Genomic DNA, 13912 nt, shown 5'->3' with positions numbered 1-13912 from the left:
GCGGCAGCGTGGTTGGGGGAAAACCGGGCGCCCAAAAAGGTGGCGGCCCCGCCGGCTGACCTCGGCGCCCGCGTCGATCGATACCGTTGCTGCCTTCCGGCCCTGGCGGGATTTTCGACCTAGCGTCGCGAGGGGCCGACGGGGCCACCATAGAGACGTTCCGGCTGCAGGGCGATCGAGGATCAGCCGGCCGCAGGCGGAAGGTGCAACGCAGGAACAGGTCCGGCAGTGCAGTCGCGCATTCTAGCGCATGCACGGCCTGCAGTGCCAGACGCGGAGGCTGAATCCCGTGTAGCCCGGTGCCGCCGGAATCGGCCATCCGGCGAGTGGGTTGCTAAAATGCGTGGCACAGGAGGAACGGCCTCCCCCATTTCGGGAACCACTGACCAGGACGGCCTGGCCCCCATCAAGGAGGGCCGCATGGCCTGGATCTATCTGTTGGCAGCCGGTGTACTGGAAATCGTCTGGGCGTTCTCGATGAAGCAGTCCGAGGGGTTCAGCAGGCTCACCCCCTCGATCATCACCCTCGTCACCATGATTGCCAGCTTCTGGCTGCTGTCTTTGGCGATGCGCACGTTGCCGCTGGGCACCGCGTACACGATCTGGACCGGCATCGGCGCGGTCGGCGCGTTCGTGATCGGCATTACCTTCCTCGGCGAGCAGGTCAGCGCGATGCGGATTGCTGCAGCGGTGCTGATCGTGAGCGGATTGGTGTTGATGAAGTTGAGCAGCAGCTGAGGCGTTCAAAACGCGCGCTGCGCGCTCGGGCGTAGAGCCACGCCATGCGTGGCTGACGCACTGCTGACCCGATCGAATCACTGGCGCCGCTCAACGCGGCGCCAGTTCGAGCACCATCTCCACCGCATCCAGCCCGGGGCCGTGCCCATCGGGGGTGATGTGGGTGACGGCGAAGCCGAGTCCGGCGTAGAAATCCTGCGTGTGCTGGCTGGTGCTGAGCGTGACGCGCTGGGCGCCTAGCGCTTTTGCGTGGGCGAGGCGTGCGTGGGAGAGCTGCTTGCCCAGGCCTTGGCGATGTTGGGCGTTATCGACCATGCCCCAGCAGAAGGCCGCCGTGTGCTCCTTTTCCAGGGCGAGGCCGCCACAGGCGACGACGTGGCCGTTGTGTTCGATGACCAGATAGTCGTGGGCCCGGTCTGGGTGAAGTAGATAGTTGGCGAAGTCGTGGCGTTCGTGTGGGCCGAAGTAACGCGGCACGTTGGTGTCGAACAGTGCCAGGCAGGCGGGGGCGTCTGTTGGGGTGTAGGCGCGCAGGGTGGGCATGGGGGGACTTTGGCATGCTCCGCGTTGGGGTGGTCGGCTTCGGATGCAGGCTGGCCGCTTCATTGGGATTGCTGGGTGCATCCATGCACCCAGCCCTTCCGCGCTGACGCGCTCCAGGGCCGCGCCTTCTGGAGTTGGATGCGCCATTGAGATGAACGCGTCGCCACGCGCCCAGGAATGTCGGTGAGGCGCTTGGGCTTCGATAGCAGGGTGGCCGCTTCATTGGGATTGCTGGGTGCATCCATGCACCCAGCCCTTCCGCGCTGGCGCGCTCCAGGGACAGCCATTCGGCTGTCCGGATTCGCTCCTGGCGAATCCGTCGAACCCGTTGGGGTTCTCGGCTCCCCATGCTTTCCGGAAGACAAATAAAAAGGCCGCCCCTGGGGGCGGCCTTTTTATTTGTCTGGCGGAGAGAGGGGGATTCGAACCCCCGAAGCGCGGTTTAGACGCTTACACACTTTCCAGGCGTGCTCCTTCAACCACTCGGACACCTCTCCGGACCTGCCGCACACAACCCGCTGCAGGGGCGCAGATTCTAGCGGGGGAATCGGAATCGCACAAGCGGTTCGTCACGGGGGCAGGGGGGCTGGACAGGCGTGGCACAATGGTCGTCCCGATGAAGACGGTGGCCTGATGTCCTATCTCGTCCTTGCCCGCAAGTGGCGTCCGAAGCGTTTTGCCGAGCTGGTGGGCCAGGAACACGTGGTCCGTGCGCTCAGCAATGCGCTGGACAGCGGCCGGGTGCACCATGCGTTCCTGTTTACCGGCACCCGCGGGGTCGGCAAGACCACCATTGCCCGTATTTTCGCCAAGTCGCTGAACTGCGAGCAGGGCACCAGCGCCGATCCATGCGGCCAGTGCCCGGCCTGCCTGGATATCGACTCCGGCCGTTACATCGATCTGCTCGAGATCGATGCCGCGTCCAATACCGGTGTGGATGATGTCCGCGAGGTGATCGAGAACGCCCAGTACATGCCCTCCCGGGGCAAGTACAAGGTCTATCTGATCGACGAAGTGCACATGCTGTCCAAGGCGGCGTTCAATGCGCTGCTCAAGACGCTGGAAGAGCCGCCGGAGCACGTGAAGTTCCTGCTGGCCACCACTGATCCGCAGAAGCTGCCGGTGACGGTCCTTTCGCGCTGCCTGCAGTTCAACCTGAAGCGGTTGGACGAGGAACAGATCCAGGGCCAGATGACCAAGATCCTGGCCGCCGAGGAGATCGAGTCCGATCCGACCGCGATCGTGCAGCTGGCCAAGGCGGCCGATGGCAGCCTGCGTGACGGCCTGTCGCTGCTGGACCAGGCGATTGCCTATGCCGGCGGCGCGCTGCGCGAGGATGTGGTGCGCGCGATGCTGGGCACGGTCGACCGCACCCAGGTCGCCGCGATGCTGGATGCGCTGGCCGATGGTGATGGCCCGCGGCTGCTGCAGACCGTGGCCCTGCTGGCCGAGTTCTCGCCGGACTGGAGCGGGGTGCTCGACGCCCTGGCCGAAGCCCTGCACCGGATCCAGGTGCAGCAGCTGGTGCCGGGCGCCGCGACGGCGGGCGAGGGGATCGATGCCGAGGCCTTCGCCCAGCGCCTGCGCCCGGAAGTGGTGCAGCTCTGGTACCAGATGGCCCTGGGCGGTCGCCGTGACCTGCACCTGGCCCCAAGCCCGCGCGCGGGATTCGAGATGGCGGTGCTGCGCATGCTGGCGTTCCGCCCGGCATCGGCCGTCCCGCCGGTGCCCCGTGATCCGGGCACCGGTACCGAAGTGAACAGTGGCGGCCAGGCCAGTGGCCAGGGCGCCGGCATGGCCGCTGCGGCAGCGGCTCCGGCTCCGGCTCCGTCCGTGGCGCCCGCCAAGGCCAGCGCGCCCGTCGCTCAGGCAGCCCCGGTGGCGCCTGAGGCGCCCGTCGCCGCCCCGGTCGTCGCGCCCCCCGAGGCCGCAGCCCCGCCGCTGAAACAGGTTGCTCCCGCCCCGACAGCCGCCGAGCCGGTCCAACCGACCAAGCCGGCCAAGCCAAACGCGCCTGCCCCCGCTGCCGACGACGATCTGCCGCCGTGGCATCAGGAGAACGATGCGGCCGATCGCGACGAAGCGCTGGCTGCTGAAATGGCCACCCCGGATGCGGCCATGGTCGCTCCCTGGGAAGCGCCGCCCGAGCGGACCGCGGCACCGGTTGCTCCCGCGCCTGTACGGGAAGCCCCCGCCCCGGTGGCTCGCCCGGAGGGTATCGCCATCGCACCCTCAGTGGCCGACGCCGCGCCGTCAGGGGCGAGCGGTGAGCTGACCGCTGATGCCTGGCTGGAACTGGTCGCCGGCAGCCAGCTCAATGGCCCGTCCAAGCAGCTGGCGGCCCACTCGGCGTTCATCAGCTACCAGCACGGTGTCTTGAAACTGGCGATTTCGCCCGGATTTGAGTACTTGAGTTCGGACCGCTCGCAGGCGGCGCTGATCGCGGCATTGACCGGCCCCCTGGGGCAGGCTCCGCGTCTGGTGATCGATACCGGCGCGGCCGGTGCCGAGACCCTGCATCAGCGCGCTGACCGCCAGCGTGGCGAACGCCAAACGGCGGCGGAAGCCGCTTTCATGGCCGACCCGTCGGTGCAGTTGCTGATCCAGCAACACAGTGCCCGGGTCGTGGCCGATTCCATTCGTCCTTTTGAAGAGTAAAGAACCATGCGCGGCAATATCGCCCAACTGATGCAGCAGGCCCAGAAGATGCAGGAAAACCTGCAGAAGGCCCAGGAAGACCTCGCCAAGCTGGAAGTCACCGGCAGCGCCGGCGGCGGCATGGTCAGCGTGACCCTGACCGGCACCAAGGAATGCCGCAAGGTGCGCATCGATCCGTCGGTGCTCTCCGATGCGGAAATGACCGAAGACCTGGTGGCCGCAGCGTTCAACGATGCCTCCAACAAGATCGATGCCGAGTCGAAGAACCGCATGGGTTCGGCGACCGCTGGCATGCAGCTGCCCCCGGGCATGAAGCTGCCGTTCTGAGCCACGTCTGCGCCGGGTCGAGGCCTGGCGAGAGTGGTGACCGCGCCGCGAAGCCTCCGGGCTTCGCGCGCTTGTTTCTGAGATGAGCGATCCGCCATGAGCCTGCCCCTGCTCGAACAATTGATCGAGGCCTTCCGCGTGTTGCCGGGCGTGGGCCAGAAGACTGCCCAGCGCATGGCCTACCACGTGCTCGAACGTGAGCGCGAGGGCGGCCAGAAGCTGGCCGAGGTGCTGGCCAAGGCGATCGAGCGGATCGGGCATTGCGCGCAGTGCCGGGATTTCAGCGAGACCGAGGTCTGTGCGGTCTGCGCCAACGGCAGCCGCGAGCGCCAGCAGCTGTGTGCGGTGGAATCACCGGCCGATCGCCTGGCGATCGAAACGGCTACCGGCTACCGCGGGGTCTATTTCGTGCTGCAGGGGCGGCTGTCACCGCTGGACGGCATCGGTCCGCGCGAGCTGGGCCTGGATCAGCTGGAGGCCCGCCTGAAGCAAGGCGAAGTGACCGAGTTGATCATCGCCACCAGTGCCACCGTGGAAGGCGAAGCGACCGCGCATTACCTGGCCCAGATGGCGCGCAGCCACAAGGTCCGCCCGAGCCGGTTGGCGCAGGGCCTGCCGCTGGGCGGCGAGCTGGAATACGTGGATCGCGGCACGCTGTCGCACGCCTTCGGTACGCGTACCGAAGTGCAGGAATGATCCCGCGCAACCCGCGCCGGTGATCGAAACCGGGCGTGCATCCGCGCTACTCTCCAAGGCCCTGTTACACGAGGTGCCCTCATGAGCCACGACACCCTGTTCGGCAAGATCATCCGCCGCGAAATTCCCGCCACCATCGTCTACGAAGACGAGGAGGTGCTCGGCTTCAAGGACATCGCACCGCAGGCGCCGGTGCACGTGTTGTTCATTCCCAAGCACGAAGCGATCCCGACCCTGGATGACGTGCGACCGGACCAGGCGCACCTGATCGGCAAGCTGGCGATGGCCGCCGCCGAGTACGCCCGCCGCGAAGGGCTCGCGCAGGACGGCTACCGTATCGTCATGAACTGCCGCGAGCACGCCGGGCAGACCGTGTTCCATATCCACCTGCACCTGCTGGCCGGCGCGCAGCTGGGTCACTTCGGCACGCCGAACGGCTGAGCGGGCCGGGGCAACAAAAAACGCCGCCCGAAGGCGGCGTTTTTTTTCAGCGCGTCCGCATCAGCGACGGGGACGCGCCACCTCCGGGCTTACCACCAGCCCCAGCCGCGGTAGCCCCAGCCCGGACCCCAGCCCGGGCCCCACGGGCCGTACGGGTAGGCGGGCACCACGTCGACCTGGCGCTGTTCCGGCCACAGGTAGATCACATCGGCGTCCAGCTTCGGCAGGCGATAGTCGTACTCGCCAATACGGGTGTTCTCGTAGCCGCCGATCTTGCCGATGAAGGTCACGTCACGGCCCGGCTCGAACACCGCCGGATCGTAGAAGCCGGCGCGGCACGCGATGAAGCGGCCGTCACTGGCGTCGGCCGAGGTGGTGCTCGGGCGGCCACTGCCGTTGAGCGGACGCGAAATCATCTGGAAGCAGGTCTGGCCCTGGCCCGGGTTGGTTTCGATGATGCGACCACCCCAACGCACCGGGGTGCCCACCTGCTGGGTGGGAACCGCGTCACGCGGGCTGACCATACTGAACTGCCCCTGCAGCGGCTTGGGCGCGGTGGCGCAGGCAGCCAATGCCAGAGAGGCAGCAAGGGGAAGCAGGATTTGAATCTTCATGGGGATGCTCCGGAGGTCGGGCGATGCCTGCGCAGGTCGCGCAATAATGAAGTGAGGTCGACGTCAGCGCCAGCGTAGCGCGCCTGGACGAAACGCGCGCTGAGCGACAACAACGCCGGATCGGGCCGTTGCCGGTCCACTCGGCGGGCCCACTCGCTGGCCGGTTCGGCGCTGGCGCGTTCCAGCCCATGGCGTGCATAGCGGCGTCCCAGCCGGTGCCACGCCCGCAGCAGCGGGTCGCGTTCGCGTTCGCCCCGGGCCAGCAGCCACGCCATCCACCCTAGCGCGGCCAGCGCGAAGACAGTGAAAATTCCCACCAGTCGGGTCGGATCCAGGCGCTCGAAACCAAACGGTTCAAGAAGCCGTTGCTGGCGGTTGGCATCGAAGGACAGGATCAGGTCGTTCCAGCCCCGGCGCAGCCAGTCCCCCATCTGCCCGAACTGCAGCCAACGGCTGTTGAGCATCGCACCGGCGTCGCCGGCCGCCAGCCGGTCGTCGATCGTGTCGTAGATGCGTTCGGGGGCGACCGCCGCGGTCGGGTCGACCCGCACCCAGCCGCGCCCGGGCAGCCAGACCTCGGCCCAGGCATGGGCATCCATCCGGCGCAGCACCCAGTAGTCACCATACGGATTGTGGACGCCACCGGCGAAGCCGGTCACGACCCGCGCCGGGATGCCGGCGTTGCGCATCAACACAACGAACGATGAGCTGAAGTGCTGGCAGAAGCCGGCCTGCTGGTCGAACAGGAACTCGTCCACGCCATCGCGGCCCGGCTCGGGCGTGTCCAGGGTGTAGACGAAGCGCGCACGTACCCACTCGAGTGCGCGCTGCACGATCGCCGCATCGTTGCTGCCAGCCTCCTGCCGCCACTGCCGCGCCAGCACCGCCGTGCGCGGGTTCACGCCGTCGGGCAGCTGCAGTGCGAGGCGACGCTCGTAAGGCGTCAATGGGTCGGTGTAGGCCACGGCCGGGGCGGAACGCAGTCGCCAGCGGGTCAGGGCATTGAGTGCTGCGTGGCTGCGCAGGCTGTGGTTGGCATCCAGATCGCTGCCGGCAGGGGCCTGCAACGGCAGATCCAGCGCGACCAGCTGGCGGCGGTCGGTCGGCTCATAGTCGATCTGGTACTCCCACTGTGTGCTGGCGTGGGTCACCGCGGCGGGCGCGCGCTCGATCAGATGCCTGTCCTGTTCCCAGCGTCTGCCGTCGAACAGGCTGAGCACCGGGCCGCGCCAGTAGCGCTGCTGCGGTTCCGGAACCGCGCCAAAAAACTGCACGCGCAGCGCCGGGGTGTCATCGGCCATCAGATCCAGCCACTGCCCGGGCTCCATCGTGTCGGACAGGCCGGGCTTGCCGACCGCGCGATCGGGGATGCCCCACAGGGGTTCACTCAACCGCGGGAACAGCCAGAAACCTGCCAGCGCCAATGGCAGGCCGAGCATGACCAGCCGGCCGATCCCGCGCAGCTGGCGTTTGAGCGGCGCCGGCGGTGCCTGGCCCTCCAGGTGCGCCAGCCGCTGCAACGCGAGCAATGCGACCAGGCCGGCCAGTACCGCCAATGTCATCGTCAGCGGCCCTTGGTCGAGCAGGAACGCCGCGAACGGGCCGAACAACCCGAAGCCGACCAGGCTGCGCGCATCGCGCAGGCTGCGCAGCTCGCTGGATTTCAACGCGAGCATCGCCGCCAGCAGCGCGCAGCCGGTATCGCGGCCCGGGCGCGGGCCCATCTGCCAGTAGATGGCGCCCAGCATGGCGAGCACCAGCAGCAGGCGCAGTGCCCCCGGCAGCAGGCGCTGCCGCGAAGCCAGGGCGGTCAGCAGTGCAACGCCGGCGATGACGGCCGCCAGCACGGTGGGCAGCTGCAGCAGCAGCGGCAACAGGCCCAGGGCCGCACTGGCCAGGGTCCAGTAGCGCGCACCGGGACTGAGCTGGGCGACGGCGCGGTCAGTCATGGGGCAGCAGCGCCAACGCGCGCTGGCACAGATGGTGATGGGCACTGCCATTGCCGGGGCCGAGCACCGGCTGGCCGGGCAGCGTGAGGGTGTAGCGGCGCCCTTCGCGTTCGGCCAGGTCGACCCAGCGCGCCAGGCGCGCGATCCGCGCCTCGGTGCCCAGCGGGGCCAGGCGCCACCAGTCCAGCACGACCTCCACGCCGATCGGCTTTTCGTACTCGCGCACCAGCAGGGTGTCGCGCCGCGCAGAGTGCTTCCACGCAATGCTGCGCGTCGGGTCGCCGGGGCGATACGGACGCAGCTGATGCAGCTCGTCGCCGCTGGCATGCACACGGGTATGCAGCGGATCGCCGCCGCTCTCGGGCAACGCAGGGGCGTGCGCTTCCTGTGCGGCATAGACCAGCAAGGGTGTCTCCGGCCACACCCACGACCAGGCGCGTACCAGGCCCAGTGGCTGTGTGGTGGCGATGCGGATCCGGGAGAGATCGAACCAGCCGCGCTGATGCGTGGGCAGGTCGAGATCCACTTCGATCTGGTCGCTGTCCACCAGGTGCCCGAACGCTGCCACGCCGTCGTGCTCCACGTGCAGGCCGCGACGTGCGCGGGTATCGGTGCGCGACAGGCTGATGCGCAGCCGCAGCGGCGCGCCTGCGGTGACCGGTTCGGCGGATACCGCATCCACCTGCAACGCGGACAACTGCAGGTGGGCGCTGATCGCACTGGCGATGCTGACCGTGGCCAGCAGCAGCGCCAACAACAGGGCAGGGTTGTTGTTGTAGTTCAATGCACCGAGCAGCATCGCCGAGAGCAGCGCGGCGACGAACAGACCGAAGCGCGTCGGCAGCACATAGATGCGGCGCCGGTCGAACCGGCTGGGCAGGTGCTCCGGTCGGCGCGGTCGCGCCAGATGCTGCAGGTGCTGCCAGCGGGCTCCCCAGCCGCGGCGCATCTCAGTCGACCTGCACGGTCTGGAGGATGGCGCGGGCCAGTGCCGGCCCATTGCCTGCTTCTGCCTCCGGCACCAGCCGATGCCCGGCCACTGCAATGAACAGGGTCTGCACGTCTTCAGGCACGACATGTGCGCGGCCCAACAGCAGCGCATGCGCCTTGGCGGCGCGCAGCAATGCCAGGCCCGCGCGCGGTGACAGGCCGACGCGCACCCCGGCGTGCTGGCGGCTGCGGGCCAGCAGCGCCTGCACGTAGGTGATCAAGGCTTCACTGGCGTGCACCTGGCCGACCGCCTCGCGCAGCGTCCGCACCTCCACCTCGCTCAGCCGCGCGGTGGCCTGCGCGATCAGGTGGCGGCGATCAGTGCCGCGCAGCAGCTCGCGCTCGGATTCGGGATTGGGGTAGCCCAGCGCCAACCGCAGCAGGAAGCGGTCCAGCTGCGAGTCCGGCAACGGGAACGTCCCGGACAGGTCGACCGGGTTCTGGGTGGCGATGACGAAGAACGGATCCGGCAGCGGGTGGGTCACGCCATCCAGGGTCACCTGCTGCTCGGCCATCGCCTCCAGCAGCGCACTCTGGGTACGCGGCGGGGCGCGATTGATCTCATCGGCAAGCAGCACATGGGTGAAGACCGGGCCGGGGTGGAACTGGAACTGACGGCTGCCGGCGTCGTAAACAGAGACGCCGAGTACATCGGCAGGCAGCAGGTCGGAGGTGAACTGCACCCGCTGGAAGCCCAGCCCGAGGCTGGAGGCCATGGCGTGGGCAAGGGTGGTCTTGCCCAGGCCGGGCAGATCCTCGATCAGCAGATGGCCGCCGGAGAGCAGCGCCACGAAGGCCAGTCGTACCTCCTGGGCCTTGCCCAGGACCAGCCCGTTGACCTGATCCTGGGCGGCGCGGAGAGACTGTCGCAGTACATCGGTTAGCATGGCTGGCACGGGGGGCGAATGATCCATGTCCGTCTCGTATCGATGATTCCACTGATTCTATAGAGCAATGCAGGGCGAACAACGCGCACGCACCATATTCCTGTTGTTGTGGACGCTGGTCACCGCCGTCAAGCTGGTGGTGGCCGCACGTCTGCCCTTGTTCGTGGACGAGGCTTTTTACTGGCAGGAAGGCCAGCACCTGGCGGCGGCCTATTCGGACCTGCCCGGGCTGACCGCATGGCTGGCACGCCTGGGCGTGGAAGTGGGTGGCAACCATGTGCTCGCGCTGCGGCTGCCGTTCCTGGCGATCGGTGCGTGGCTGCCATGGCTGGTCTCGCGGATCGCCACGCGCTGGTTCGGCGCGGTGGCCGGTTGGCAGGCCGGCAGCCTGACCCTGCTGATGCCGCTGTCAGCCACGCTGGGCATGTTGGCCGTGCCGGATGTGCCGATGGCGCTGGCCGCGGTGCTGTGCCTGGACGCCGGTGCACGCCTGCTGCGCAACGTGGACGCGGCGGCGGCGGTGAAGCTGGCCGCAGGCCTGGCGATCGGCGCACTCAGCCATTACCGCTTCATCGGGGTGATCGTGGTCGGCTTCATCGCGCTGCTGGTGCTGCCGCAGGGCCGGCGCATGCTGCGCGATCCGCGCGTCTGGGTGGCCCTGACAGTGGGTGTGGTGGCGTGGCTGCCGCTGCTGTCGTGGAATGCCGACAACCATGATGCCGGCCTGAAATTCCAGGTGGTCGAGCGCCACCCGTGGGCGTTCGAGTGGAGCGGGCTGTGGTTCCTGGTGATCCAGCCGATGCTGGTCACCCCGATCCTGTGCATCGCGATGTGGAAGGTGGCCCTGGCCGGTACCCGCTCCGGTGGAGGCGCACGCGCCCAGTGGCGGTATTTCGGTCTGATCGGCGCGGTATCGACCCTGTCCATCTTCGCCCTGGGCTTCTTCACCGATGTGGAGCGCATCAGTTTCCACTGGCCGTTGCCGGGCTATCTCGCGCTGCTGATCGCGGTGCCGGTCGTGCTCAATGGCTGGCCGCGCTGGCTGCGCCGCACCGGCTGGTGGCTGGCCGGTGCCGGGTTGGCACTGGCCTTCGGCTATTACCTGATGGCGTCCGTGCCGAGCGTGCGCGAGCAGCTGGCCGGCTACAAGTATTACCCGCGCAACTTCGCCGGCTGGGAACCCCTGGCAGGCGCCGTGCGCGAAGAATTGAAGGGCATGCCACCGGGCACCCGCGTGCTGGCCGGCAACTTCAAGGTCGGCGCGGAACTGGGCTTCCAGTTGCGTGATCCCTCGATCGAGGTGCTGCGCCATCCGTTGAACGACAAACACGGCCGCAGTGCGCAGCTGGGGCTGTGGGGGTTGCTGCACGATGGTCAGCGCGACACACCGATGCTGCTGGTGCTGTCCCCCAGCGACCAGCGCTATCGCGATCTGCTGGAGCGCTATCACGCGGTCTGCGACCAGGTGGGCCCGCTGCCGCCGCCGCGCGTGGTCAGCAACGATCATGGCTATCAGCGCTTCCTGCTGTTCAAGCTGCCTGCCGGGCGGGTGGACGGGCCCTGCGTCACCCCGGCGATGGCCTGGGTGGATGCGCCGCAGCCGGATGCCAAGGTGGGCGACACGCTGGATGTGCGCGGCTGGGCCTTCAAGGACGGTGCCGGCATCGAACGCGTCCAGCTGTTTGTCGATGGGAAGCCGGTCGGCGATGCGGTCTACGGGCGCGCCTACGACATCACCAGCGCCTGGAAGATCTCCACCGATCCGCAGCATCCCAACGTGGCCTTCGATGCCACGCTGAACACCGCTCACCTCGCGCCCGGTCGCCATTGGCTGGGCATGACGCTGTACGGCAAGGACGGCAGCGTGGAGCAGTGGCAGGAACAGGCCTTCACCGTCCCCGCGCGCTGAGTGCGCGTGTTTTTTTCATGGATGACACCCTCATGCGCAATGCCTCGCCGGAAACGGCTTCCGTGCCGGTGTCCCGTCCGGTCTCCGCGCCGGTGCCGCCGGTGCCGCCCGCGCTGACGCGCCTGCTGTGGCTGGCGGTGGCTGCGGTCGTCGCGGTGGGCGTGGCGGCGATGCTGTGGCTCGCGCCGCGCGTGCTGTACGCCGATCCGTGGCGCTTCACCCAGAAGCTGCTGGAGATGCCGTGGCCATCGAACGTGCTGGTCTCGGACAACGGCCACCGCGAAATCCTGCCGAACCTGGTGCGCCATGCCGAGCTGTCCTGGCTGCATGGCAACCAGTGGCTGCAGATCGGCACGGGCGTGCTGCTGGCGCTGGCCACGGTGTGGCTGCTGGCCCGGATCATCAAGGCCGATGCGCTGGCGCCGCCGGTACGCGCGGCCGCGACCCTGATCGGGGCGCTGTCGATCTTCTGGCTCGGCAGCCAGCGCGCGCTCACCCATGGCAACGAGTCGGTGCATGCGTATCTGATCACCGCGGCGCTGATGGCCGGGGTGGCGCTACTGTTGCGTGGGGATCGCCGCGGTGCGGTGCTGGCGGCGGTGTGCGGTGTCGCCGCGACGTTCTCGTTCGGCAGCGGCGTAGCGGTGTTCGTCGGGCTGGCGGCGGTGCTGGTAGTGCGCCGTGCGCCGCTGTCGCACTGGGTACCGTTGATGCTGGGGCTGTTGGTGGCGGTCGGCCTGCACCTGGGCATGGGCCGCACCGGCATGCCCTCACAGATGGCGCTTGCGCCATTGGCGCAGCTGGACGTGCTGCTGCGCTGGCTGGCCTCGCCCTTCATCTACCTGGCCTGGCCTGCGCTGGATCCGGCGGTGGCACAGCAACTGCCGTTCGCGCCCGTGCGCAATGCGGTCCATTCGGTGGCGAGCGGGTACCAGTGGCTGTTCGGCCCGGTGATGACCTCGCGCTGGCCGCATCTGCTGGTGGGCGCGGTTGGGCTGGGCGGAGTGCTCGGAATGACCCGTTGCAGCTGGCAACGCGGGCGCAGCGCCGGCGCCGGGGAGTCGGTGGCGTTGGCGATGGCGTGGTTCGGGCTGACCGTGGGCGGGCTGGTCGCGCTCAGCCGCTGGACCTATTTCGCCGATTACCCCACGCAGCTGGCCGCACCGCGGTATGTGCCGTGGTCGTGGCTGTTCTGGTGCGGCCTGCTGCTGTGGGCGACGGTCCGCGTGGGTCTGCGCCGCCCCCGGCCGGTGGTCTGCGGGGCGCTCCTGCTGGCTCTGGTGGCCGTGCCGAGCACCGCCTGGATGGCCTACCTCGGCGCCAGCATGCAGCGCGTGGCCAACATGACGGCCACCGCAGCCGCGGCGGGCGTGATCGATCCGGACCAGACCCATGGCGAGAGCGTACCTGGCGAAGTGCAGGCGGCACTGCCAAGCCTGCGCGCGCACGGGAGCGCGATGTTCGCCTGGCCGGAAACGCGCTATCTGGAGGGCAAACCCACGGCGGCCACCGCCTCGGCGGTGCCGCTCAGTGCGGTTTCGGTGGTCGCCGTGCGCAACCTGCTGGGCGGGCCCGCGTGGCGCGTGGAGTTCGCTGCCCGGAGCCCGGCGCCGCGGCTGGTCCTGCAGTGCGCGGGACGCCCGGTGGGCCTGGCGATGCCGCTGGCCGGGCACTGGGTCGGCTGGGCCACCGGGCCGCTGGATGCCGGCTGCCTGGAAGCGCTGCAGCTGCGTTGAGGCTCAGGGCAGGGTGTAGCCGGCCTGGCGCAGCAGCTGGCTCACCGCGATCAGCGGCAGGCCGATCAGAGCGGTCGGGTCGCGGTTCTCGATCGCCTCGAACAAGGTGATGCCCAGCCCCTCGCATTTGAAACTGCCGGCGCAGTCCAGCGGCTGCTCGGCGGCCACGTAGCGGACGATTTCGGCATGATCCAGCGTGCGGAAATGGACCCGGGTCCGGTCGCAGGCGGCCAGGACCTCGCCGTCGCGCACCAGGCTCACCGCCGTGTGGAAGTCGACCACCTGGCCGGACATCGCCGCCAGCTGCGCCTGCGCACCCTCGACCGTGCCGGGCTTGCCCAGCGCGGCGCCGTTCAGTTCCGCCACCTGGTCCGAGCCGATCACCCACTGGCCCGGGTGCAGGCGGGCCACGGCCTCTGCCTTG

Annotated in this window: 13 protein-coding genes, 1 tRNA gene and 1 other RNA gene; 7 read left to right on the top strand and 8 right to left on the bottom strand. The window is 68.7% G+C overall.

The annotated features are described in order from the left end of the window. Positions 1-45: 45 nt before the first annotated feature. An RNA gene (ffs, locus tag ORK51_RS02625) (signal recognition particle sRNA small type) lies at positions 46-142 on the bottom strand. A 278-nt stretch (positions 143-420) separates the two neighbouring features. Between ffs and ORK51_RS02620 the strand changes: the two genes are divergently transcribed. After that, a complete protein-coding gene (locus ORK51_RS02620) occupies positions 421-738 on the top strand; it encodes a DMT family transporter (RefSeq protein ID WP_019185787.1) in 318 nt (105 codons plus the stop codon). Between the two features lie 90 nt (positions 739-828). Here ORK51_RS02620 and ORK51_RS02615 read toward each other — a convergent pair whose 3' ends face one another. Both ORK51_RS02615 and ORK51_RS02610 read right to left on the bottom strand, forming a co-directional pair. Next, a complete protein-coding gene (locus ORK51_RS02615; RefSeq protein ID WP_266083878.1) occupies positions 829-1281 on the bottom strand; it encodes a GNAT family N-acetyltransferase in 453 nt (150 codons plus the stop codon). Positions 1282-1685: 404 nt separating this feature from the next. Continuing rightward, positions 1686-1778: transfer RNA gene (locus ORK51_RS02610), tRNA-Ser, on the bottom strand. A 136-nt stretch (positions 1779-1914) separates the two neighbouring features. Between ORK51_RS02610 and dnaX the strand changes: the two genes are divergently transcribed. The 4 genes from dnaX (at position 1915) to ORK51_RS02590 (ending at position 5403) form a co-directional block, all read left to right on the top strand. Further along, a complete protein-coding gene (gene dnaX, locus ORK51_RS02605) occupies positions 1915-3939 on the top strand; it encodes a DNA polymerase III subunit gamma/tau (protein WP_266083876.1) in 2025 nt (674 codons plus the stop codon). 6 nt (positions 3940-3945) lie between these two features. Beyond that, positions 3946-4266, top strand: coding sequence for a YbaB/EbfC family nucleoid-associated protein (locus ORK51_RS02600; protein ID WP_019185335.1), 321 nt, complete (start codon positions 3946-3948; stop codon positions 4264-4266). 96 nt (positions 4267-4362) lie between these two features. After that, positions 4363-4962, top strand: coding sequence for a recombination mediator RecR (recR, locus tag ORK51_RS02595; RefSeq protein WP_019185336.1), 600 nt, complete (start codon positions 4363-4365; stop codon positions 4960-4962). An 81-nt stretch (positions 4963-5043) separates the two neighbouring features. After that, positions 5044-5403, top strand: a complete 360-nt coding sequence (locus tag ORK51_RS02590; RefSeq protein ID WP_266083873.1) for a histidine triad nucleotide-binding protein — start codon at positions 5044-5046, stop codon at positions 5401-5403. Positions 5404-5492: 89 nt separating this feature from the next. On the opposite strand, the gene ORK51_RS02585 is transcribed toward ORK51_RS02590, so the two are convergent. Genes ORK51_RS02585 through ORK51_RS02570 form a run of 4 tightly spaced genes read right to left on the bottom strand, consistent with a single transcriptional unit; the run spans position 5493 to position 9870 of the window. Beyond that, positions 5493-6017, bottom strand: coding sequence for a Slp family lipoprotein (locus tag ORK51_RS02585; RefSeq protein ID WP_019185338.1), 525 nt, complete (start codon positions 6015-6017; stop codon positions 5493-5495). After that, complete coding sequence (locus tag ORK51_RS02580; RefSeq protein ID WP_266083870.1) at positions 6014-7966, bottom strand: transglutaminase TgpA family protein; 1953 nt, start codon at positions 7964-7966, stop codon at positions 6014-6016. The genes ORK51_RS02585 and ORK51_RS02580 overlap by 4 nt, the downstream gene beginning before the upstream one ends. Then, positions 7959-8915 (bottom strand): DUF58 domain-containing protein, encoded by a 957-nt coding sequence (locus ORK51_RS02575; RefSeq protein WP_266083869.1) that lies wholly within the window; start codon positions 8913-8915, stop codon positions 7959-7961. The genes ORK51_RS02580 and ORK51_RS02575 overlap by 8 nt, the downstream gene beginning before the upstream one ends. Before the next feature lies 1 nt (position 8916). Continuing rightward, positions 8917-9870 carry an AAA family ATPase gene (locus ORK51_RS02570; RefSeq protein WP_266083867.1) on the bottom strand — a complete coding sequence of 318 codons (954 nt, stop codon included), beginning with the start codon at positions 9868-9870 and terminating at the stop codon, positions 8917-8919. 40 nt (positions 9871-9910) lie between these two features. On the opposite strand from ORK51_RS02570, the gene ORK51_RS02565 reads away from it, so the two are divergent. Together ORK51_RS02565 and ORK51_RS02560 are read left to right on the top strand one after the other, a co-directional pair. Then, positions 9911-11752 carry a glycosyltransferase family 39 protein gene (locus ORK51_RS02565; RefSeq protein ID WP_070426746.1) on the top strand — a complete coding sequence of 614 codons (1842 nt, stop codon included), beginning with the start codon at positions 9911-9913 and terminating at the stop codon, positions 11750-11752. Between the two features lie 17 nt (positions 11753-11769). Beyond that, positions 11770-13488, top strand: a complete 1719-nt coding sequence (locus ORK51_RS02560) for a hypothetical protein (RefSeq protein WP_266083865.1) — start codon at positions 11770-11772, stop codon at positions 13486-13488. A 3-nt stretch (positions 13489-13491) separates the two neighbouring features. Here ORK51_RS02560 and ORK51_RS02555 read toward each other — a convergent pair. Next, positions 13492-13912 (bottom strand): Maf family protein (locus ORK51_RS02555; RefSeq protein WP_266083863.1); only part of this gene is annotated, 421 nt, incomplete at its 5' end.

It is taken from the genome of Stenotrophomonas sp. RIT-551, assembly GCF_026241915.1.
GTDB classification, from domain to species: Bacteria; Pseudomonadota; Gammaproteobacteria; order Xanthomonadales; family Xanthomonadaceae; genus Stenotrophomonas; species Stenotrophomonas bentonitica_A.
This window is presented reverse-complemented; position numbering and strand designations above follow the sequence as displayed.